21 protein-coding genes are annotated in these 19,629 nt (G+C 61.5%); 7 read left to right on the top strand and 14 right to left on the bottom strand.

The genetic code is table 11. The features are described 5' to 3' along the window. Nucleotides 1-12: 12 nt before the first annotated feature. Complete coding sequence (locus ACQK2M_RS12125) at nucleotides 13-1,464, bottom strand: aldehyde dehydrogenase (protein WP_425418022.1); 1,452 nt, start codon at nucleotides 1,462-1,464, stop codon at nucleotides 13-15. Between the two features lie 194 nt (nucleotides 1,465-1,658). Here ACQK2M_RS12125 and ACQK2M_RS12120 point away from each other — a divergent pair, with 194 nt between their 5' ends. Continuing rightward, nucleotides 1,659-2,564 (top strand): helix-turn-helix domain-containing protein, encoded by a 906-nt coding sequence (locus ACQK2M_RS12120; RefSeq protein WP_425418021.1) that lies wholly within the window; start codon nucleotides 1,659-1,661, stop codon nucleotides 2,562-2,564. 103 nt (nucleotides 2,565-2,667) lie between these two features. Further along, nucleotides 2,668-3,786 (top strand): 5-methyltetrahydropteroyltriglutamate--homocysteine S-methyltransferase, encoded by a 1,119-nt coding sequence (locus ACQK2M_RS12115; protein ID WP_425418020.1) that lies wholly within the window; start codon nucleotides 2,668-2,670, stop codon nucleotides 3,784-3,786. Nucleotides 3,787-3,873: 87 nt separating this feature from the next. On the opposite strand, the gene ACQK2M_RS12110 is transcribed toward ACQK2M_RS12115, so the two are convergent. The 3 genes from ACQK2M_RS12110 to ACQK2M_RS12100 all read right to left on the bottom strand — a co-directional run bounded on the left by ACQK2M_RS12110 (nucleotide 3,874) and on the right by ACQK2M_RS12100 (nucleotide 6,037). Further along, the gene (locus ACQK2M_RS12110; protein ID WP_223475213.1) at nucleotides 3,874-4,680 is read right to left on the bottom strand and encodes a GGDEF domain-containing protein; all 807 of its coding nucleotides are present in this window, start codon (nucleotides 4,678-4,680) and stop codon (nucleotides 3,874-3,876) included. A gap of 161 nt (nucleotides 4,681-4,841) precedes the next feature. Further along, nucleotides 4,842-5,645: a 3-oxoadipate enol-lactonase gene (pcaD, locus tag ACQK2M_RS12105; protein WP_425418019.1), complete on the bottom strand. Its 804-nt coding sequence runs from the start codon at nucleotides 5,643-5,645 to the stop codon at nucleotides 4,842-4,844. A gap of 98 nt (nucleotides 5,646-5,743) precedes the next feature. Continuing rightward, nucleotides 5,744-6,037 carry an ArsR/SmtB family transcription factor gene (locus ACQK2M_RS12100; RefSeq protein ID WP_223475215.1) on the bottom strand — a complete coding sequence of 98 codons (294 nt, stop codon included), beginning with the start codon at nucleotides 6,035-6,037 and terminating at the stop codon, nucleotides 5,744-5,746. A 141-nt stretch (nucleotides 6,038-6,178) separates the two neighbouring features. Here ACQK2M_RS12100 and ACQK2M_RS12095 point away from each other — a divergent pair, with 141 nt between their 5' ends. The 5 genes from ACQK2M_RS12095 to ACQK2M_RS12075 are packed head-to-tail and all read left to right on the top strand — an operon-like array spanning nucleotide 6,179 to nucleotide 10,159. Continuing rightward, nucleotides 6,179-6,607: a YeeE/YedE family protein gene (locus ACQK2M_RS12095; RefSeq protein ID WP_425418018.1), complete on the top strand. Its 429-nt coding sequence runs from the start codon at nucleotides 6,179-6,181 to the stop codon at nucleotides 6,605-6,607. Between the two features lie 2 nt (nucleotides 6,608-6,609). Then, complete coding sequence (locus ACQK2M_RS12090) at nucleotides 6,610-7,044, top strand: DUF6691 family protein (RefSeq protein ID WP_425418017.1); 435 nt, start codon at nucleotides 6,610-6,612, stop codon at nucleotides 7,042-7,044. Nucleotides 7,045-7,078: 34 nt separating this feature from the next. Next, a complete protein-coding gene (locus ACQK2M_RS12085) occupies nucleotides 7,079-7,963 on the top strand; it encodes an MBL fold metallo-hydrolase (protein ID WP_425418016.1) in 885 nt (294 codons plus the stop codon). Nucleotides 7,964-7,979: 16 nt separating this feature from the next. Further along, the gene (locus ACQK2M_RS12080; protein ID WP_425418015.1) at nucleotides 7,980-8,396 is read left to right on the top strand and encodes a TIGR01244 family sulfur transferase; all 417 of its coding nucleotides are present in this window, start codon (nucleotides 7,980-7,982) and stop codon (nucleotides 8,394-8,396) included. Between the two features lie 11 nt (nucleotides 8,397-8,407). Further along, a complete protein-coding gene (locus ACQK2M_RS12075) occupies nucleotides 8,408-10,159 on the top strand; it encodes a SulP family inorganic anion transporter (RefSeq protein ID WP_425418014.1) in 1,752 nt (583 codons plus the stop codon). Between the two features lie 78 nt (nucleotides 10,160-10,237). Here the strand turns inward: ACQK2M_RS12075 and ACQK2M_RS12070 are convergent, their stop codons facing one another. From ACQK2M_RS12070 to ACQK2M_RS12025, 10 genes are all read right to left on the bottom strand, one after another. Further along, nucleotides 10,238-11,509, bottom strand: a complete 1,272-nt coding sequence (locus tag ACQK2M_RS12070) for an FCSD flavin-binding domain-containing protein (protein WP_425418013.1) — start codon at nucleotides 11,507-11,509, stop codon at nucleotides 10,238-10,240. Nucleotides 11,510-11,547: 38 nt separating this feature from the next. Next, nucleotides 11,548-12,291, bottom strand: coding sequence for a c-type cytochrome (locus ACQK2M_RS12065; RefSeq protein ID WP_425418012.1), 744 nt, complete (start codon nucleotides 12,289-12,291; stop codon nucleotides 11,548-11,550). 42 nt (nucleotides 12,292-12,333) lie between these two features. Beyond that, a complete protein-coding gene (locus tag ACQK2M_RS12060; protein ID WP_425418011.1) occupies nucleotides 12,334-13,431 on the bottom strand; it encodes a c-type cytochrome in 1,098 nt (365 codons plus the stop codon). Then, nucleotides 13,415-14,671, bottom strand: a complete 1,257-nt coding sequence (gene soxC, locus ACQK2M_RS12055) for a sulfite dehydrogenase (protein ID WP_425420030.1) — start codon at nucleotides 14,669-14,671, stop codon at nucleotides 13,415-13,417. Before soxC ends, ACQK2M_RS12060 begins: the two co-directional genes overlap by 17 nt. A gap of 107 nt (nucleotides 14,672-14,778) precedes the next feature. After that, nucleotides 14,779-16,473 carry a thiosulfohydrolase SoxB gene (gene soxB / locus ACQK2M_RS12050; RefSeq protein WP_223475224.1) on the bottom strand — a complete coding sequence of 565 codons (1,695 nt, stop codon included), beginning with the start codon at nucleotides 16,471-16,473 and terminating at the stop codon, nucleotides 14,779-14,781. 112 nt (nucleotides 16,474-16,585) lie between these two features. Then, complete coding sequence (gene soxA / locus ACQK2M_RS12045) at nucleotides 16,586-17,407, bottom strand: sulfur oxidation c-type cytochrome SoxA (protein ID WP_425420029.1); 822 nt, start codon at nucleotides 17,405-17,407, stop codon at nucleotides 16,586-16,588. A 95-nt stretch (nucleotides 17,408-17,502) separates the two neighbouring features. Beyond that, nucleotides 17,503-17,829, bottom strand: coding sequence for a thiosulfate oxidation carrier complex protein SoxZ (gene soxZ / locus ACQK2M_RS12040; RefSeq protein ID WP_223475225.1), 327 nt, complete (start codon nucleotides 17,827-17,829; stop codon nucleotides 17,503-17,505). Between the two features lie 22 nt (nucleotides 17,830-17,851). Then, nucleotides 17,852-18,307, bottom strand: a complete 456-nt coding sequence (gene soxY, locus ACQK2M_RS12035) for a thiosulfate oxidation carrier protein SoxY (protein ID WP_223475226.1) — start codon at nucleotides 18,305-18,307, stop codon at nucleotides 17,852-17,854. Nucleotides 18,308-18,329: 22 nt separating this feature from the next. After that, entirely contained in the window at nucleotides 18,330-18,794 is a 465-nt protein-coding gene (gene soxX / locus ACQK2M_RS12030) for a sulfur oxidation c-type cytochrome SoxX (RefSeq protein ID WP_223475227.1), read from the bottom strand. A gap of 244 nt (nucleotides 18,795-19,038) precedes the next feature. Then, a complete protein-coding gene (locus ACQK2M_RS12025) occupies nucleotides 19,039-19,626 on the bottom strand; it encodes a SoxW family protein (RefSeq protein WP_425418010.1) in 588 nt (195 codons plus the stop codon). Nucleotides 19,627-19,629 lie beyond the last annotated feature (3 nt).

Here is a 19,629-nt window from a genome sequence, read left to right as displayed (position 1 = left end):
GGTCCGATCCGGTCAGATCGGATACTGGGCCCTCCCGTTCTGGATCGTGATCCAGCGCAGTTCCGTGAATTCCTCGATCCCGGCCTTGCCGCCGAAACGGCCGTAGCCGGACGCCTTGACCCCACCGAACGGCATTTGCGGCTCGTCATGGATGGTCGCGGAGTTGATGTGGCAAATACCGGTTTCGAGCCTTTGTGCGACCGCGAGCGCCCGCGAGACATCGCGGCTGAAAACCGCAGCCGAAAGGCCGTATTCTGTATCGTTCGCGACTGAGATCGCTTCTTCGTCGCCGCTGACGCGGATGATAGAGGCGATCGGTCCGAAGCTTTCCTCGTGATAAACGCGCATAGCGGGCGAGACATTGTCGAGAATGGCCGGATCGACGAAGACGCCTTCCTGCCGGCCGCCGGTCACCAGCGTGGCGCCTTTCATCGAAGCGTCGTTGATCAGCCCCTTGACGCGTTGCGCCGCCTGTTCGGTGATCATGGCGCCCAGCACGCAGTCCGGATTGCGCGGGTCACTGGCGCGGATAGCGTCGGCGCGCGCGCGAAATTTCTCCACGAATTCGTCGGCAATGCTCTCGTCGATGACGACGCGCTCGGTCGACATGCAGATCTGGCCCTGATGAAAGAACGCGCCGAACACTGCCGCATCGACAGCCGCGTCGATATCCGCATCGTCGAGCACGATCAGCGGGGCCTTGCCGCCAAGTTCCAGAAGGCAGCGCTTCAGGTGGCGCGCTGCTTTCTCAGCGATCATCCGGCCAACGCGCGTCGACCCCGTGAAATTGACCCGGCGGACCGCCGGATGCGCGATCAGCGCCTCGACAATGTCCGGCGCCTTGGCGGGCGCCGAGTGGATGACGTTAACGCAGCCCTTCGGCAGCCCCGCCTCGTTCAGGACCTCGCCGAGAAGACCGTGCGTGCGAGGACAAAGCTCGGAGGCCTTCATGACCACCGTGTTTCCGCAGGCGAGCGGCATCGCGACACTGCGCGTCGACAGGATGACCGGGGCGTTCCAGGGCGCCATAGAGAAGACGACGCCGCAAGGCTGGCGGACGGCCATGGCAAATGAGCCCGGCTTGTCGGCCGGTATGACCTCCCCCGTCACCTGCGTCGCCATAGACGCCGCTTCCTTGAGGATATTGGCCGACAGGCGGCAATTGAACTGCGCCCATCCGGCCGTCCCGCCGGTTTCCGAAATGACCGCCTCGACGAAATCGTCCGTGCGCGCGATCAGCCGATCAGCCGCGTTGAAGAGGATGTCGCGACGCTCGCTCGGCGGCGTCTGCGACCATCCGGGGTAAGCACGGGCGGCAGCGTTCGCGGCCCGCGCGGCATCATCCGTGCTTGCGGCGGAAGCGCGCGTGGTGACCTCGTGCGAAACCGGGTCGAGACGTTCGAAGGTCTCGCCGCCGGTCGCAGAGACCGCGTTGCTGTCTATCAGGAGCGCCGTTTCCAGCATTCCTCCTCCCTTGATGCCTTTTTCGTCCGACAAATCGGCCGGTTCTTTGTGGGCGCGCTCATCTGACACGCCGCAATTCAGGCTTGAAAGAAAAGATAACGCGGATGCGGCGAAAGGAAATGCGGATTATTGGTCGATTATTGCGTATTTTTGGTCTAGATTGACTTCGAAATCCGAAAACGGAAAAGCGGTTAATGGCCAGCGAACTCCCGCATTTCACCAAGCTGCCGATCTATGTCAGCCGCCGCGAAAGCGGCCTTCAGAGGCGCATCGAGACACTCAAGCGCGGCGTCGGTGAAAAGGCGCATATCCTGTTCCTTTTGGCAGACGGCGACGCCCGGATCGAGGGACGCGGATCCGAAACGGCGCTGTCCGGCCCGTCCATCGCATGGCGACAGGCCGCCGGAGATTTTCGCCTCGTCATGGAGGCCGGTTCGGCTGGCTTCATTGCCGAAATAGCGGAGGAAACGCTCGTGCGCTCGATCGGAGACTTCTTCGAGTCGGCCGCCCTGCACACGCTTTTCGACAGCGACTGGGTGCGCTCCTTCGAGGACGACCGCGGCGCGCATGACGCCGTCCGCCGGCATCTGGACAGCATTCTTGACGAGGTGACCACGCCGCAGGCGGCAACGGGCATGATGATCGTCGCACATCTGCGGATCATCCTCGTCACCATCCTTCGGGCATCCGGTATCGACGAGGTCGCCAGTTTCACCCACGGCAACAACGCCCATTACCTGCAACGCTTTCGCCAGTTGCTGGAAGCGGGCTTCCGCGCGCATCACCCGGTCGGTCACTATGCTCAGGAACTCGGCATCACCCATGACCGCCTCCACGCCATCTGCGTGCGCGAGCTTGACAAGACACCGAAATCGCTGATCGCGGAGCGGCTCGCCCGCGAAGCCGCGCTCGGTCTCGAACGCTCCACGCTCTCCATCAAGCAGTTGAGCTATTCGCTCGGCTTTCGCGATCCGGCGCATTTTTCCAACTTCTTCCGCCGCATGACCGGCCTGCCCCCCGGCCGTTTCCGCAAGATGATGGCCGTTGTCACGCCTGACAGCGGCGACTTCTCGCCGCCGAGCTTCGCCGACTGGCCGTGAGCACAGATCCATGCGGTCTGATCCCGCAATAGCTGTTGCGGGGGGCCGCAAGCGTGGTAACAAGCGCGCATATCAGAACAAAATCTTGCATGGGGAGAATCCGATGACCGCAGCCAAACCGCCCTTCCGCGCCGACCATGTCGGCAGCCTGCTACGCCCGGACTCGGTCAAGGCCGCGCGCAAGAAGTTCTACGAGGACCATTCGATCACCGCCGACGAGCTCAAGGCCGTCGAGGACGAGGCGGTCAAGGACGTGATCGCCATGCAGGAGGAAGTCGGCCTGCTCGCTGTCACGGACGGCGAAATGCGCCGCTCCTTCTGGCACTACGATTTCATGGGCGCACTGACCGGCCTGGATCTCGACGAACGCGACGAAGGTGTGCAGTTCGCCGGCGTGAAACTGCGTCCGATCTATCCCACCATCACGCAGAAGCTAGACTTTCCTGCCGATCACCCGATGATCGAGCACTTTAAGTTCGTGGCGCAAAACACCAGCGTGACGCCCAAAATTTCGATCCCCGGCCCTTCCTGCTGCCATTTCCGCACGGCGGTCGAGGATATCCATCCGGCCGAATACAAGGACCCGCAGGTTCTGTTCGACGATCTCGCCGCGACCTACAAGAAAGCCGTCGGCGCCTTTTATGACGCGGGCTGCCGCTATCTGCAGATGGACGACATCTTTGTTGCCTATCTGTGCGATCCGAAGCACCGCGCAGCCAAGGTGGAAGCCGGCCAGGATCCGGACTGGCTGATCGAGCGCTACGCCTGGATGTTGCGCGAAGCGATCAAGGACCGGCCCGACGACATGGTGATCGGCATGCATATGTGCCGCGGCAACTTCCGCTCGACCCATGCCGCCGAAGGCGCTTACGATCGGGCCGCAGAGGCGATCTTCTCGACCGGCGTCGACATCTTCTTCATGGAATACGACACCGACCGCGCTGGCGGCCTGGAACCGCTGAAACTGCTGCCGAAGGGCAAGCAGCGCGTCCTGCCCGGCTTCATCACGACAAAGACGGCCGATCTGGAAAGCATGGACTGGCTGAAGAAGAAGTTCGAGGAAGCCTCGAAATACGCCGATATCGACCAGCTGGGCATTGCTCCGCAATGCGGCTTCGCGTCCACCGAGGAAGGCAACGCGATCACGCCGGACGACCAGCGCCGCAAGCTGGAACTGGTCGTGAAAACCGCCGAAGAGATCTGGGGCGGCGTCGACGCCTGATATCCTGCCGGGAAACGAACAAAAGGCGCGGCGTCTATCGGACGCCGCGCCTTTTTCAACTGTAACAGTCTTTGTCGGTCGCGCCGGTCAGCCGGCGCTCAGGACCGCCGCCGCGATGGACATGTTGTTCCGATTTTCGAGGAACGCCGAGAGCAGGCCCATATCGACCCGGTCCCGTCCGCCTTTCTTGGCGGCATAGAGACGCTGGTCCGCCGCCTGGAACAACTCGTCGTAACTCGTCGCACGATCATAGGTGACCCCGCCAATACTCACGGACAGGCCATAGGAATCGCCTTCCGGGCGAAAATCGATATCGCGCACGCCGAGCCTGATGCGCTCGGCGACGCTCTCCGCCTGATGCGGCTCGGAATTGGGGAGGAAGATCCCGAACTCCTCTCCCCCAATACGGCCGACCAGGTCTTTTTCGCGCAATTGGGACATGAGCGTATCGGCGATCGATTTGAGGGCCTCGTCGCCCGCGGTGTGCCCGAGCCGGTCATTAACCAGCTTGAAGTGGTCCGCATCGACCACGAGAAAAGCGCCCGAGGGCATCGGATCGTGCGTGTTGACGGATTCAAGGTAGGCATCAACCAGCATGGTAAATGCGCCACGATTGAGGATGCGCGTCAGGCTGTCCGTCGATGCCAGGAGTTCCAGTTCCCGGCGCGCCAAATTCAGCTGGCGTATCTTGGACATGAAGAAATACAGAATCGGCACGGCCAGAAAGGTCGGCAGGAAAAAATCGACCAACAAGGTCCGTTGCAGCGTCCAGCCCGACAATTCCTTCAGATTCGGATAATCGACGATAAACGTGGCCGCGATGCAAAAGAGCGTCCCGACGATCGTAACCGCGTAAACACTCCTGCGCTTTGTCGAGGTAAACGCGTTTTTCATCAGACTCCAGACACCTGTTTGACGGGATCGGAACTCGCATACCGATAGATCATCCCATCCTACATGCCTACGCGCAGGAAATAGTTGATGGATCAAAGGTGGAAGAAATTACGCTGCGGAATGGTAAACGATTGGTTCACACCCATGCCGTCACGCCCGGCTTAGGTACCACCGGCGTCCAGCCCCGAGATGAAGGCGCGCATGACGGCTATCAGCGCATCGGGCTGCTCCACGCACGGAATGTGGCCGGCGTCCTCGATCACTTCGTAGCGCGCAGCGGGGATACGTTTCGCCATGTCGAGCACCAGCTCGGGCGCAGTCGAGCCGTCTTCTTCGCCAACGACGCAAAGAGTCGGAACGCCGATTTGCCTTGCCTGATCGGTATAGTCGCAATCGCGCAGCGCCGCGCAGGTCCCGGCATATCCGGCGGCGGGCGAGCGCGTCAGCATGTTGCGGTATCCGATGAACTCGGCGTTGTCCGAGCGGCGGAACTCCGGCGTGAACCAGCGTTCGAGAATGCCGTCGGCAAGTGCGGCGATACCGTCTTCTTCGACAGTGCGGATGCGCGCATTCCAGCTGTCCGCGTCACCGATCTTCGGCGCAGTGTCGCATAGGATCAACGCCCGGACGAGGTCCTTTCGTCTTGCATAGAGCCCCTGAGCGATGACGCCCCCGACTGACAATCCGCAAATAATGGCATCCCGGACCTGGAGATGATCGAGCAGCGCCTCGAGATCGGACACGTGATCGTCCATCTCGTAGGGTGTTTCACCGATATCCGAGAGGCCGTGGCCGCGCTTGTCATAGGTCAGGATGGCGTAATCGCCGGCCAGCCGAACGATGACGTCGCGCCAGATGCGAAAATCCGTACCCAGCGAATTTGCAAAAACGAGCGTCGGCTTGCCCTTCGGCGCACCGATCGTCTGGTAGTGAATTGCAATACCGTTGAGAAAGGCGAACTGCACCGGACTTAGCTCCCGTTTCGGACAAACGCATCCTTATCGGAACCTACAACGAGGATGCAAACACCCGGTACCCGCTCACGCCGCGCCGAGACCGGACGTCAGTTGCAGTAGAGACCGTTCAGCGTCCGCAGGACGGATTCAACCTCCTGCCCCTTCAGGGAATAGAAGATGGTCTGCGCATCGCGCCGCGTCTTGACCAGATCGGAGTCCCTGAGTTTCTTGAGATGATGCGAGATGGCGGGCTGGGTAAGCCCGGTATCGTCAGCGAGGCTGCAGACGCTTCGTTCGCCGTCGGTCAGCAGACACAAAATCTTCAGCCGCTGGTGATGAGCCATCATCTCCAGCAGTTTCGAGGCATCGAAGATCTTGTCTTCCAGAGCCGTAATGTCCATTTTATATTCACGCTCTTGCATATTTGTAGTCGTAAATATATGTGAGGTGTCGGCGCTTAGCAAGTCGGGAACCGCGGACATTCGGTTGGCGCGAATCGGGCTGCGAACGCCATATGACGAACAAGGATAATACGAACCGACATGGAAACGGAATTCACCCCCATTCTGGCCATCGTCGGCGGTGTGCTGATCGGTATCGCTTCAGTCCTGCTGATGGCCCTGCACGGACGTATCGCCGGGATGACCGGCATCGTCGGCGGCGTACTGCCGCCGTTTTCCAGCGACTGGACCTGGCGCGCGGCCTTTCTCGCCGGCGCGATTCTGGCGCCTGCAGTGTTGGTGGCAACCGGCTATGAAATCCCCTTCGACGTCCCGCCGTCCTCGCTTGCCCTGATCGTTGGCGGCGTCATCGTCGGCTTCGGCGCGACGCTCGGTTCGGGCTGCACGAGCGGACACGGCGTTTGCGGCATGGCCCGGGTTTCGCCGCGATCGATCGTTGCGACCGGCGTCTTCATGGCCTCCACTTTCGCCACGGTCTACGTGGTTCGTCATGTCCTGGGAGGTGCGTGACCATGCGTCTTTTCTCAGCACTCGTCATCGGCGCGATCTTCGGGCTCGGCATCGCCATTTCCGGCATGGCCAACCCCGCCAAGGTTCTGAATTTCTTCGATATCGCCGGCACGTGGGACCCGAGCCTGTTGCTCGTCATGGTCGGCGCTCTCGTCACCACGGCAATCGGCTATCGCATCGTTTTCCGCCGCATGCCCGCCCCCCGCTACGAGCGGGCTTACAACGTGCCGGGCAACCGCACGATAGACGCCCGCCTGATCGGCGGCGCGGCGGTCTTCGGCATTGGCTGGGGCATCACCGGGTTTTGCCCCGGAGGCGCGATCCCAGCGCTGGGACTTGCAGAGCCGGAAACCTTCATATTCATGGCCGCCATGGTCGCCGGCATCCTGGCCGCGCGCTTCCTTCAGGTGACCGTTTTGAAAACCGCGACGATCTGACGACGTCGCACCGCATCAGGAAAAGGAGACCACTATGTCGAATTATCCCGTGAACATGGACATCAAGCCCGAAGTCCAGGCCTTCTTCGACCCGGCAACCAACACGATCAGCTACATCGTCAAGGATCCGGACAGCAATGCCTGCGCAATCGTCGATTCCGTCATGGACATCGACTACGCCGCCGGCCGCATTACCTACGATCACGCCGACGAGCTTATCAACTACGTCACGGCGAACGACCTCAAGCTCGAATGGATCATCGAGACCCATGTCCACGCCGACCATCTCTCGGCCGCGCCCTATATCCAGCAGAAGCTCGGCGGCAAGATCGGCATCGGCGACAAGATCATGGTCGTCCAGGACACCTTCGGAAAGGTGTTCAATGAGGGCACGGAATTTCAGCGTGACGGATCGCAGTTCGACGCCCTGTTCAAGGACGGCGACACCTACACGATCGGAAACCTGCAGGCCTTCGCCATCTACACGCCGGGCCACACGCCGGCCTGCATGACCCATGTGATGGGCAATGCAGCTTTCGTTGGCGACACGCTCTTCATGCCGGATGGTGGTTCCGCCCGTGCCGACTTCCCCGGTGGTGACGCCGCGACCCTCTACGATTCCATCCAGAAAGTTCTGGCCCTTCCCGACGAGATGCGACTGTTCATGTGCCACGACTACGGACCGAACGGTCGCGAGATCGAGTGGGAGACCTCGGTTGGAGAAGAGAAAGCGCACAACATCCATGTCGGCGGCGGCAAGTCGAAAGAGGAGTTCGTCGAGATGCGGACCAAACGCGACGCCACGCTTTCAATGCCGAGGCTCATTATCCCGTCGCTGCAGGTCAACATGCGCGCCGGCGAGGTGCCGAAGGACAAGGACGGCCGTCCGATGCTAAAGGTCCCGGTCAACGCACTCTAAGGCGAGGAATTCTCCGATGGATGTCAGGAAACTGGACGACAGGCTCGCGGTCAGCCCGCAGATCGCGCTCGACGACGTGAAAACGATCGCCGGGCTCGGCTACCGGACGCTGGTCTGCAACCGCCCCGATGGCGAGGATGCGGGCCAGCCGGAATTCGAGCAGATCGCCGCCGCCGCGCGCGCCGCGGGCATGGAAACCGTATTCTTGCCCGTGACCTCCGCGACCATGGGCATCGAACCCGCCCGCCAGTTCGCCGATATCCTCGCCGCCAGCGAAGGCCCCGTCTTCGCCTACTGCCGCACCGGTACGCGCTGCACGATGCTCTGGACGATTTCCGGCGTTCTCGCCGGAACGCCGAAAGAGGAACTGCGAGACGCCGCAGCGCGCAACGGGTACGACATGACCAACCTCCTGGAAAGCCTGCCCGGCTGAAAGCCAGACCGATGAACGTCAAACTGCCCCCGGCGGTCACGCGCCGGATTCCGATCCTCGATTGGGGACGGAGCTACGACCGCAATGCCTTCACGAACGACTCGCTGGCCGCCGTGATCGTGACGATCATGCTGATCCCGCAGTCGCTGGCTTATGCCCTGCTCGCAGGCCTGCCGGCACAGATGGGCATTTATGCCTCGATCCTGCCGATCGTCCTCTACGCGATCTTCGGCACCAGCAGGGCGCTGGCAGTCGGTCCCGTGGCGGTTGTGTCCCTGATGACGGCGACCGCGGTGGGCAATATCGCCCAGACCGGGACACCGGAATACATCGCCGCCGCAATCACGCTGGCCTTCCTGTCCGGCCTGTTCCTGCTCGGCCTCGGCATCTTCCGGCTCGGCTTTCTGGCCAATTTCCTTTCCCACCCGGTGATTGCCGGCTTCATCACCGCTTCAGGGATGATCATTGCCGCAAGCCAGCTCAAGCATATTCTCGGTGTCAGCGCATCGGGCCACAACCTGCTCGAGCTTCTCGTTTCGCTCGCCGAACACCTGGGCGACATCAACTGGATTACGCTGGTTATCGGCGTCTTCGCGACAGCAACGCTGTTCTGGGTCAGGAAGGGTCTGAAACCTCTGCTGATCGCCAGGGGCATGAAGCCCCGTCTCGCCGATGTCGCCGCGAAATCCGGCCCCGTCGCCGTCGTCGCCGTGACGACCCTGGTCACCTGGCTGTTCTCGCTGGACGAGTACGGCGTACGCACTGTCGGCGCGGTGCCCCAGGGCCTGCCGCCCCTCACCGCACCGTCCTTCTCGCCCGACATGTGGGCGAGCCTGGTCGGTTCGGCAGTCCTGATCTCGATCATCGGGTTCGTGGAATCGGTATCCGTCGCCCAGACGCTTGCCGCCAGGAAGCGCCAACGTATCGATCCCGACCAGGAACTGATCGGCCTCGGCATGGCGAATATCGGCGGCGCATTCACCGGCGGGTATCCGGTTACTGGCGGCTTCGCCCGTTCGGTCGTGAATTTCGACGCCGGCGCCGAAACGCCCGCCGCCGGAGCCTTCACCGCGCTCGGCCTTCTGATGGCCTCGCTGTTCCTGACTCCCCTTCTCTACTATCTGCCGCAGGCGACGCTCGCCGCGACGATCATCGTCGCCGTGCTCTCGCTGGTCGATTTCTCCATCCTCAAGAAAACCTGGGCCTATTCACGCGCCGATTTCGCCGCGGTCTCCGCGACGATCCTCGCCACGCTGCTGATCGGCGTGGAGATCGGCGTGACCGCGGGCGTGGCGCTGTCGATCCTGATCCACCTTTATCGCAGCTCGAAACCGCACATGGCCGTTGTCGGCCAGGTTCCGGGCACGGAACACTATCGCAATGTACTGCGCCACGAGGTCATCACCGATGATCGCATCCTGACCGTACGCGTCGATGAAAGCCTCTACTTCGCCAATGCGCGCTACCTCGAAGACCGGATCTACGACATGGTGGCGCAGCGGCCGAAACTGAAACACGTGATCCTGATGTGCCCGGCGGTCAACGCCATCGACATGAGCGCGCTGGAATCGCTGGAAGCGATCAACGAGCGCCTGAAATCGCTCGGCGTCCAGTTCCACATGAGCGAGGTCAAAGGACCTGTCATGGATAGGCTGAAGCGCTGCGATTTCTTCAATCACCTGAACGGCAAGGTCTTTCTGAGCCAGCACCAGGCGGTCCGCAGCCTGACCGACGGGCCGGATGAGACACCGCAAGCCGCCTGAGCGAGACCTCGCACGGTATCAGAACCAAGGCAAAACGGCCGCGCGATGCGCGGCCGTTTCGGTTCGGTGCCATCGGTATCAGCCGAACATGTCGGACGTGATACCCGCATACCAGCCGATCGATTCCTCGTAGGTCGCCTTGCGGGTCTCCTCGTCCTCGCCGGTCTGGCTGATGAAGGAGGACGTCGATGCAATCTGGCCGTCCTGCGGCGCATATTGCGCACCGACCTTCACGCCGTCATCACTCTCGATAAGGCTCCAGCAGGTATTGGAATATTTCGCCGGGAAAACCTTGGCGTCGATCAGGTCGCCGCGAATGTTCATCGCCGCCACCTTGGCCTGACTGTTGGCGGAGAAGCCCGATTTGGGCATCGCGCCAGCGATCGACGCATCGCCGATGACGAAGATGCTGTCATCCTCCGTGGAACGCATCGATGCCGCGTCGATCGGACAGAAACCGCTGTCGTTGGTCAGTCCCGCCTCGGCGGCGATCATGCCCGCTTTTTGCGCCGGGATGATATTGAGCAAATCGCCCTTGAACGTGTCCAAGCCGGTTTCGACCGTGCCCGCCTCCACATCCACGCTCTCGATGCCGCCATGAACGGTCGGGCCGTACCACTCGATCATACCGGGATAGTACCTCGCCCACCCTTCCTCGAAGAGGCCCTGCTTGGAGAACTTGTCCTTCGGATCGAGGACGATGATCTTCGCATCGACGCCCTTCGATTTCAGCACATGCGCCATCATCGAAACGCGCTCATACGGACCAGGCGGGCAGCGATACGGATTGGGCGGTGCCACCATGACGATCTGCTGGCCATTGCCGATCGCGTCGAGCTTTTCCTTCAGAAGCTGCGTTTGCGGCCCGGCCTTCCACGCATGCGGCGCGATCGCGGCGGCTTCCTCCGAATAGCCTTCCACCGAGTCCCAGATCAGGTCGATACCCGGCGAGACGACCAGCCGGTCATAGGGAATGGTCGTGCCATCGGCCATCCGCACGGTCTTCGCGTCCCGATCGACGCCAACGGCCATGCCGGTGACCTTTGTGATCCCGTAATCGGACTGCAGTTTGTCGTAGGAATGCGTGATCGACCCGAAGTCGCGATAGCCTCCCAGATAGAGATTGGAGAAGAAGCAAGTGGTGAACTGGTCGGAATCGTCGATCAGCGTCACATCGATAGCGCCCTCTGAGTCCTTGGCAAGGTAGCGCGCCGCGGTGGCACCGCCCGCTCCGCCGCCGATCACGACGACCTTGGGTTTGTCCTGCGCCCGCAGATAGGTCGGCATGGCGAAGGTTGCCGCACCGGCTCCCATCAACAGGCCTAAACGCCGTCTGGTAATCCGTGTCATGAGAATTCCTCCCTTTTCTGGCCCTAGAGCCCTTGCAGTTATTGCGGTTCCAGTTCCGAAAAATACGCCGCCAGCGCGGCGATCTCTTCATTGGCCAGATTGTTGACCCGAAGCTTCATGACTTCATTGCTGCGCACATTGGTCTTGTATTCAAACAGCGCGGTCACGAAGTAGTCGCGCGGCAGCCCGACGATGGACGGAATACCGTCGGCGTGACCGCTGGCCTGGTGGCAAGTCACGCATTCGCCGGCGAGATATTCGCCGTACTCCGGATCGCCTTCCATCGCCAGAACGATGTCGGCGAAACTGCTCGGCGCATGCGCTTCTTCGGCCTTGTCCTCGACGACCGCCCCGGGGACGCTCACCGAGACATTGGCAAGCCAGCCGATCAGCGTCTCGCGGTCCTCGGCATCGACCATCCCGCGATAGGACATGCGGTTGCCCTTGATGAAGTCGCGCGGCTTGGCGAGATAGGAATCGAGCGCTTCGCGGTCCCAGGCAAGTCCCGCCTCGCCCGCTTCGCGCATCGCCGTGGAATATTTGAAGCCATCCATCGTTCCCGCCACGCGGCCGATGATGCCGTCGAGATGCGGGCCGATCTTGTGGCGGGCGCCCTCGCCCACCTCGTGGCAGGTCTTGCATTGGGAAAAAAGGCGCTCGCCGACCGCATCGGGCGTTTCTTCGGCGAGCGCCAGGGAGGAAGTCGTCATGAACGCCGCGCACAGCAACCCGGTCGCGAGCAAACCGGCGACGGCGTTCCGATTGTCTGATCCATTCCGCATCGGCTTCCTCCCAGAGCCGGTGCGCATATCGAACGGTGTTACCTAGTCGATTGCGCCACCCGTATTTTCTTCCTCGCTGTCCGGCGTCACATCCAGCACGCGTGCGCGCATGGTGATCTCCACCGGATCCGGCTTGCAGTCGGTCATGCACGGCTCCGACTTGTCGGCGTAGTGCGCTTCCTGCTCCCGGTCGTCGGGGATGAAATTCTCTTCGTTCGGCAGATGGATGTCGGTGAAGTTCTCGTTGGAGAGCTCGAACTCCTCGTCTTCCACGATATCGTTCAGATAGAGCAGATACGCCGTAATGGCATAGACATCGTCATCCGAAAGCGACCGCGCATTGCCGAAGGGCATGGCCCGGCGGACATAATCGTAGACCGTCGAGAGATAGGGCCAATAGGAGCCGATCGTCTTTTCCGGACGGTCATCGGTCAACGTGTCCTGGCCACCCGCGAGCACCGGCCAGCGGCCGACCGCCTCGCCGAAATCGCCATGGCACACCGCGCAATTGTCGGTGTAAAGCACTTCGCCGTCGGCGACCGTACCCGAGCCGACCGGCAATCCGACACCATCGGGACGGACATCCATATCCCATGCGGCCACTTCATCTTCCGTGGCGGCCCGGCCCAGCTTGAACGCGCCGTCATGCTCGGGAAGCGGCATATCAGCCGCGAGCGCAGGCTTGTCGGCCATCGCGGTCTCGACCTCGGCCTCTTGCGTTTCGGCCTCGGCGCTACCGACGCTCGATGCCATCTTCTCGTCGAAGGTCTTGAGATATTCGATCACATTGGCGACGTCGGCCGATTTGCGCAGGCCCGCGAACGCCATTCTCGATCCCTTGACGAAATCCCGTGGCTTGACGAGGTACTGCGTCAGCGTCTGCTCGTCCCAGCTGATCCCGGATTCGCCAGCGGCGACCATGGCGGCCGAATACTTGAAGCCGTCGATCGTGCCGGCCTGACGTCCGAAAAGATCGTTGAGATGGGGACCAACCCGGCTCTTCGCGCCCTCGCCAACGGAATGGCATGCGGCGCATTTGCGGAACACCTTCTCGCCATCGGCCACGTCTGCCGCATGCGCAGCGACCGGAACGGCCAGAACAGCGGTGGCGAGAAGCCCTGACTTAAGAAACTTCAACATTCTCGACTGCTCCGTCAGCTTTGACATGCCAAGTCTGGATGCCGTTGTTGTGATAGATGGAGTTCTCGCCGCGGGCAGCGCGCAGCTCATTCTTGGTCGGCTGGATGAAGCCGGCCTCGTCCATCGCGCGGGACTGGATCAGCATGTCCGACCCATCCCACTGGAAGTCGTAATAGAAGCGGTGAAGCGCCTTCGACAAAGACGGCCCGTCGACACGCGCTTCGTGCCAGTTGCGGCCGCCGTCGAGCGAAACGTCCACGCGCTTGATCCGGCCGTTTCCGGACCATGCGAGACCGCTGATCACCGTCTGGCCGCGCCCGTGGGTAATTGGCGCCTGCGGGCTCGGAGTGGTGATCACGGACTTGACGTCCATGAGCCAAGTGTGACGGCGCGCCTTCCCGTTTGCCAGAAGGTCCGTGTATTTGGAGGTTTCCTCGCGCTGCGCCCATGGCTCGTCGCCGACTTCGAGACGGCGCAGCCATTTGACCCACATATTGCCTTCCCAGCCCGGAACCACCAGGCGCACGGGGTAGCCCTGCTCGGCGCGGAGCGCTTCGCCGTTCATCTTGAAGGCGACGAGGCAGTCGTCCAGCGCCTTTTCGATCGGGATCGAGCGGGTCATCGCCGCCGCGTCCGCGCCTTCGGCCAGCACCCATTTGCCGGTGGTTTTGACGCCCGCTTCCTCGAGGAGATATTTCAGCGGTACGCCGGTGTAGACCACGCAGTGAACCATGCCATGCGTGAACTGGCAGCCATTGAGCTGCGCGCCGCGCCACTCCATGCCCGAATTGGCGGCGCATTCCAGGAAGTAGACCCGGTTTTCGCGCGGGAAGCGCATCAGATCCTGCATAGTGAAAACGAGCGGCGTATCCACCAGGCCGTTGATCATTAGGCGATGGTCGGCCGGATCGATAATCGCCGTGCCGCCGTGATGGCGCTCGAAGCACAATCCGTTCGGCGTGATGATGCCGTCGAGTTCGTGCAGCGGCGTGAAGTTGATCGAGGACACCGGATCGGCGGTCAGCCACGGCACGTCGCGCCGCACGACATGAGACTCGAATTCCGACGGCATTCCGTAGGGTGCCGCATCGACGCCGTCGCCGAGATAACGGTTCCAGTCCTGAACTTCGGTAATGACCGGGTCGCCGGCGGCCCGCGCCGCGCCGGCTGTCGCAAGAGCAGCACCGCCTGCGATGCCCGCCTGCAGGAAACGTCGCCGCGAAGCGGCTGCGCCATCCATGGTTTCTTTGGTCTTCTTGCTCACACGTTCCTCCCGGATCGCTGACATATTCAATTATATCTATGTATCAGGAAAAAACCATTCTGTCGAATGCATGTTTCCCGCAATCAGGCCTCGACGATGACCGAGGTATTTTCCTGAATCTGCACGACAGGGTTCTTTTCCAGGTAGCTTTCCACCACATCCCAAATCGCCGGACCTTCCGTGTCTTCGTTGACGGAAGCCCAGCCGGCAACGGCATATTCCTTGCCCGGTTCGATCGCCTCTCCCGTCGCGAGCAGCGTCATGTCCGAGATGCGTGATCCCATCTGTTCGTGAATATCGATCCGGTAGCCCATGCCGCCGATCCGCACCATGTCACCGCCCTGCTGGTAGTAGGGATCGGTGTTGAACAGATTGTCGGCGACATCTTCGATGATGTCCTTGATCAGCGAACCTGTCATCATGGAGCGATAGGCGGAGGGGTAGGTCATGGAGGTCGCGTTGTGCAGGTCCTCCACGGTGATTGTCTGACCCGGCAGCAGGCTCGTGCCCCATCGGAAGCCCGGCGACAAAGCGATGTCCGCGTCGCGTTCGGCCAGCAGCGCATCGCAGATCAGGTCATCGAAGGTGCCATTGAAATTACCGCGGCGATAGAGCAGCGATTCCGTCGTGCCGAGTTCGCGCGAAAGCTCCGCCTCGTAGGGCGCGCGCACCTTGTCGATCAGCGCGCCGATTTCGGCATCAGGCGTGATCACGTCGGAGAAGATCGGGATGAGCCGGTACTTGTAGCCCTGCACCGCACCGTCACGCACGTCGAGGTCGACGCGTGAAACGAACTTTCCGTTGGAGCCCGAGGCGATCACCAGCGTGTTGTTGACGATCACCGGCTCCGGCAGCGCGTCGTGGGTGTGCCCGGTGAGGATGACGTCGATACCCTCCACGCGGGACGCCAGCTTGCGATCTACGTCGAAACCGTTGTGCGACAGCAGGACCACGACATCGGCCCCCTCCTCGCGCGCGGCGGCAACATTCGCCGCGACGTCTTCCTCCCGGATGCCGAACGACCAGTTCGGGAACATCCAGCGCGGATTGGCAATCGGCGTGTAGGGGAAAGCCTGGCCGACGACGGCGACGCGCACGCCACCCTTGTCGAACATCCGGTAGGCTTCGAATGCCGGTTCGTTCCATTCGGCGTCGTAGATATTGCCGCCGAGGAAGGCGAAGGGAAGGCTCTCCACCAGTTCCGTCACGCGGTCCGCCCCGTAGGTGAATTCCCAGTGACCGGTCATCGCGTCGGGCCGAAGCGCGTTCATCACTTCGACCATATCGGCGCCTTCGGTCTGCAGCGAGGTATAGGACCCCTGCCACGTGTCGCCGCCATCGAGCAGCAGGCAATTGTCGTCGCCGCGCTCGGCGCGGATCCGCTTGATCACGGTCGCGACACGATCCATGCCGCCCATCTTGCCGTAGGTCCTGGCGAGCGAAACGAAATCTTCCGAGGTCAGCGCATAGGCATGCGGCGTACCCGGCTCGATATTGTAGAGCTTGAGGAAATCGGCGCCGGTCACGTGTGGCGGAAGCCCGGTGACCTCTCCGACGCCGAGATTGATCGACGGCTCGCGGAAATAGAGCGGTTTCAGCTGCGCGTGAATGTCCGTGATGTGGATCAGCGTGACATTGCCCGTCGCGTCGAAGGAGAGCAGTTCGTCTTCGGTAAGCGCCTGCTGCGCCATCGCCCGCGACCATTGCCCGGTCATTCCCGGTCCGGCGACTGCGGCCGCTGCGACGGATGCCATGAGAAATTCGCGACGTGAAAACATGCCAGTCCAACTCCAGACAACAGTTATCCGTCCGGCCGCCAGCCGGTGAACAACGATGATTTAGAATGAGCGGGCCGGGATCATGGATCCCGGCCGGTTCAGGGCCATGCGCCTACTGGCGCACCGCCGGCGTTTCGACCGAGAGTCCGGTGCCGCGCCAGGTCACGTAGACCTCGAGCGCCATGAGTTCGTCCGAGAATGCGGCCGGGAATTCGGCGCGCGTATCACGGATACAGCCGCGGAAGCGGTTGTGGATCGAGACCAGGCTCGCCTGTTTGAGGCGGTAGGTCGGAAATCCGTTTGCGTTACCCTGGCTGAGATGGTCGGCGCGGATATAGTAGCCGTTGTAGTTCTCGTGACAGGTCGCGCAGGACAGGTTCAGCTGACCCGTGCGCGTGTAGTAGAGCTCCTCACCCTTCTCCCACCAGCTCTGCATTTCGCCTTCAGCGAGATCGAGGGAAACCGGCTGACCAAGCGACTGATGCTTGATGAACGCCGTCAACGGCTTCTGGCCGCCCTTGTCGAAAGCATAGGGCTCGGCGCCCATGTTCTCTTCGCGACACTTGTTGATCTGGAGCTCGATATTGATCGGGCGTCCGCTATCCGCATCCCATTTGGGATAATGCGCACCGATGCCGGCCATGGATTCCGAAGCGTCTCCGTGGCAGGTCGCACAGGATTTGCCCTCGGTGCCCTCGACGGTATTCCAGATGTCCTGGCCTTCCTCGACATAGAGCATGGCAGGGTTCTCGAAGGTGTCCGCCTCGAGCGCCCGTGTCTCCTTGGTGCGGTAGTGCCAGCCGGAGATGACTTCATCGAGCGGATGGCCCTCGACGGATTCCGTCCGGGTCGTCATCTCGATTTCACCATCGATGACCAGTTGTTCATCGACAGGCCCGCCAGCAAAGGCCGTTGCGCTGAGCGCACCTGCCATCGCGATTGCGGCTGCCGTTACAAGATATTGATGCTTCAAAGGTTTTCCTCCCGGCCAGGGTGTTCCGGCCTGCCCTCCCGCGCAGGCCGAGCGCTTTAGTTGAGCGCGATTTCCTTTTCCTCGGTGTAGACGGATCCGTCGTCGTCCACCCAGGTGAACTTGAACGTTCCGGCTTCACCGACCTTGGCCGTGAACTCCAGATAGGGGTTCGCCGACACGGCCGGCTCGATGTCGCAGGAGAACACCGTCTGGCCGTTGAATTCGCATGTGAACGTGTTGATGATCTGCCGCGGAATGGGATTGCCGTCGCCATCCTTGCGCTGACCCGATTCCATCGGGTGGCTGATCAACGTCTTGATTGTGATGACCTCGCCCGCAGAAGCGGACTTGGGCACTTTGACGCGTGGTTTAACCGATGCCATTTCTTTTAACCTCCGGTCTCGATCAGCCGCCGCAGCCGCCGATGGTCACCTTGACTTCTTTTTTGTCCATGAACACCTGACCCGTGCTCGTTTTCGCGACCGCGATCACGTTCTGGGTCTTCGCCAGCCGCATGCGCGTCGTGGCCGAGGCCTCACCGCTCATCGGCGTGAAATTGAAGGTGATCACGTCGGGGCTGGGATTGCCGTCCGCATAGATCGCCACCGACTCCACGTAGTCGTCGGCCGTCATCGGGCTTTCGACCGAAACGGAAACGGGGACCGTGTTGCCGTTTTCTGCGATTTCGGGGGCATCGAGCGTGATCGTGCCCGTTGCCGGCTCCGTGCCGCCAGCGAATTCCATGACCTTGGCCATGGCATCCTCAGCGGTCGCCGAAGCGGGACCCGAGCGCATTCCGGCGACAACCCCGATGGCTGCGCCCACCGAAAGGGTGAGCATGGAACGCCGTGTTATTGTCATTACTGTCTCCTTCCTTGGAAGATCATTCCTTGAGCGTCGCCAGGTAGGCAACCACATCCTCGACCTGCTGGGCTGTCAGGATCGTCTTGCCGACGAGGTCCTCGCGCACGTGAACGCCGACATCCAGCGAGTAGAAACCGGGCATGATCGTCTCGTCCGAGAAGATCGCCTTCGAATTCACAACGATCGCGCGAAGCTCCTCGGTCGACCAACGGTCGCCAACACCATCGAGCTCCGGACCGACTTCGCCATGAAAGAGCTGTTCGCTCTGATCGCTGACGGCGTGGCACGCGAGGCAATTGCCGAGCTTGCGGTCGGCGAACGTCGCGCGACCGGCCATCGCGTCACCCGGTTGCCCGGTCAGCGATTCGGTAACCACGCCATCCTCGATGGCGACGTCGCCCGGAGCCGTCTCGCTATAGGCCACGGCGGTGGTCGCGACGATTGCCGCACCCGCTGCAAGCCATTTCCTTGTACTGAATACCATGGGCAGTCGTTCCTCCTCCTTTGGGGCTCCCCTCCACAGGCGCCCCCATCCCAAGCGTGGCGGGTTCAACGCACACCACTCTGAATGCGCACGCTATCCAAAACGCTTGCCGCAATCAATGGATGAATATGATTATTTGAATGTTTCTTATTCGACATTCGTCGCTATTCCACATCCATCGGCGCTATCGGGGTTTTTCCCGAACCTCGCACGCCCAACAGCCGCGCCATATTGCGCTTGGCGATCACTGATCGGCCTGGGATGCGTCGCCATGTTTTTCACGCCAGCGACGATTGTAATAGGTCTGAAAGCTCTCTTCGCCTTCGTAGCCCTTGTCGTTCACCCAGACGAACATCTCAAGAAAAGTACCCTTTTTGAATGCGCCCGGCATCATGGCAACGGCAGCCTGACCGGCATCCATGTCCTCAGGCGGGTCTTCGGGCATGAACAGGACCGTCGGCGTGAAGAGCAGCCGCCACTTCTTGGCGGCCTCTTTCTCGGTCAGTACGTCGCCGTCGGTATCCGTGACCTCCTCGGCGCCGTGCATGTTGTACTGCACGACCATGAAGTGCTCCTTGATGTAATCGCTGACCTCCGGGTCCGCGAGGACAACCTCATGAACTTCCTTGCAGTAGATGCATCCACGCTGCTCCACGATGATCGCCAGACGCTTGCCGTTTTCCTTCGCGGTCTGAATATCCTCGGCGATATCTTTGAAGGTCAGGGAGAACCAGGGTTGCTTGTGCAGTCCGTCATCGCCGATCTCGACGGCCATTGCCGGTGTGGCAACGGCCATAATCAGCATTGCGACAAAAGCGAACATGCATTTCATGGT

Origin of the sequence: Oricola indica, from assembly GCF_965227485.1 — a bacterium.
GTDB classification, from domain to species: domain Bacteria; phylum Pseudomonadota; class Alphaproteobacteria; order Rhizobiales; family Rhizobiaceae; genus Oricola; species Oricola indica.
This window is presented reverse-complemented; position numbering and strand designations above follow the sequence as displayed.

Excerpts from the sequence above, each read along its gene's own strand:
- ACQK2M_RS12125 (WP_425418022.1), bottom strand. The coding sequence starts at position 1,464 with ATGCTGGAAACGGCGCTCCTGATAGACAGCAACGCGGTCTCTGCGACC.
- ACQK2M_RS12120 (WP_425418021.1), top strand. The coding sequence starts at position 1,659 with ATGGCCAGCGAACTCCCGCATTTCACCAAGCTGCCGATCTATGTCAGC.
- ACQK2M_RS12115 (WP_425418020.1), top strand. The coding sequence starts at position 2,668 with ATGACCGCAGCCAAACCGCCCTTCCGCGCCGACCATGTCGGCAGCCTG.
- ACQK2M_RS12110 (WP_223475213.1), bottom strand. The coding sequence starts at position 4,680 with ATGAAAAACGCGTTTACCTCGACAAAGCGCAGGAGTGTTTACGCGGTT.
- ACQK2M_RS12100 (WP_223475215.1), bottom strand. The coding sequence starts at position 6,037 with ATGGACATTACGGCTCTGGAAGACAAGATCTTCGATGCCTCGAAACTG.
- ACQK2M_RS12095 (WP_425418018.1), top strand. The coding sequence starts at position 6,179 with ATGGAAACGGAATTCACCCCCATTCTGGCCATCGTCGGCGGTGTGCTG.
- ACQK2M_RS12090 (WP_425418017.1), top strand. The coding sequence starts at position 6,610 with ATGCGTCTTTTCTCAGCACTCGTCATCGGCGCGATCTTCGGGCTCGGC.
- ACQK2M_RS12085 (WP_425418016.1), top strand. The coding sequence starts at position 7,079 with ATGTCGAATTATCCCGTGAACATGGACATCAAGCCCGAAGTCCAGGCC.
- ACQK2M_RS12080 (WP_425418015.1), top strand. The coding sequence starts at position 7,980 with ATGGATGTCAGGAAACTGGACGACAGGCTCGCGGTCAGCCCGCAGATC.
- ACQK2M_RS12075 (WP_425418014.1), top strand. The coding sequence starts at position 8,408 with ATGAACGTCAAACTGCCCCCGGCGGTCACGCGCCGGATTCCGATCCTC.
- ACQK2M_RS12070 (WP_425418013.1), bottom strand. The coding sequence starts at position 11,509 with ATGACACGGATTACCAGACGGCGTTTAGGCCTGTTGATGGGAGCCGGT.
- ACQK2M_RS12065 (WP_425418012.1), bottom strand. The coding sequence starts at position 12,291 with ATGCGGAATGGATCAGACAATCGGAACGCCGTCGCCGGTTTGCTCGCG.
- ACQK2M_RS12060 (WP_425418011.1), bottom strand. The coding sequence starts at position 13,431 with ATGTTGAAGTTTCTTAAGTCAGGGCTTCTCGCCACCGCTGTTCTGGCC.
- soxC (WP_425420030.1), bottom strand. The coding sequence starts at position 14,671 with ATGGATGGCGCAGCCGCTTCGCGGCGACGTTTCCTGCAGGCGGGCATC.
- soxB (WP_223475224.1), bottom strand. The coding sequence starts at position 16,473 with ATGTTTTCACGTCGCGAATTTCTCATGGCATCCGTCGCAGCGGCCGCA.
- soxA (WP_425420029.1), bottom strand. The coding sequence starts at position 17,407 with ATGGCAGGTGCGCTCAGCGCAACGGCCTTTGCTGGCGGGCCTGTCGAT.
- soxZ (WP_223475225.1), bottom strand. The coding sequence starts at position 17,829 with ATGGCATCGGTTAAACCACGCGTCAAAGTGCCCAAGTCCGCTTCTGCG.
- soxY (WP_223475226.1), bottom strand. The coding sequence starts at position 18,307 with ATGACAATAACACGGCGTTCCATGCTCACCCTTTCGGTGGGCGCAGCC.
- soxX (WP_223475227.1), bottom strand. The coding sequence starts at position 18,794 with ATGGTATTCAGTACAAGGAAATGGCTTGCAGCGGGTGCGGCAATCGTC.
- ACQK2M_RS12025 (WP_425418010.1), bottom strand. The coding sequence starts at position 19,626 with ATGAAATGCATGTTCGCTTTTGTCGCAATGCTGATTATGGCCGTTGCC.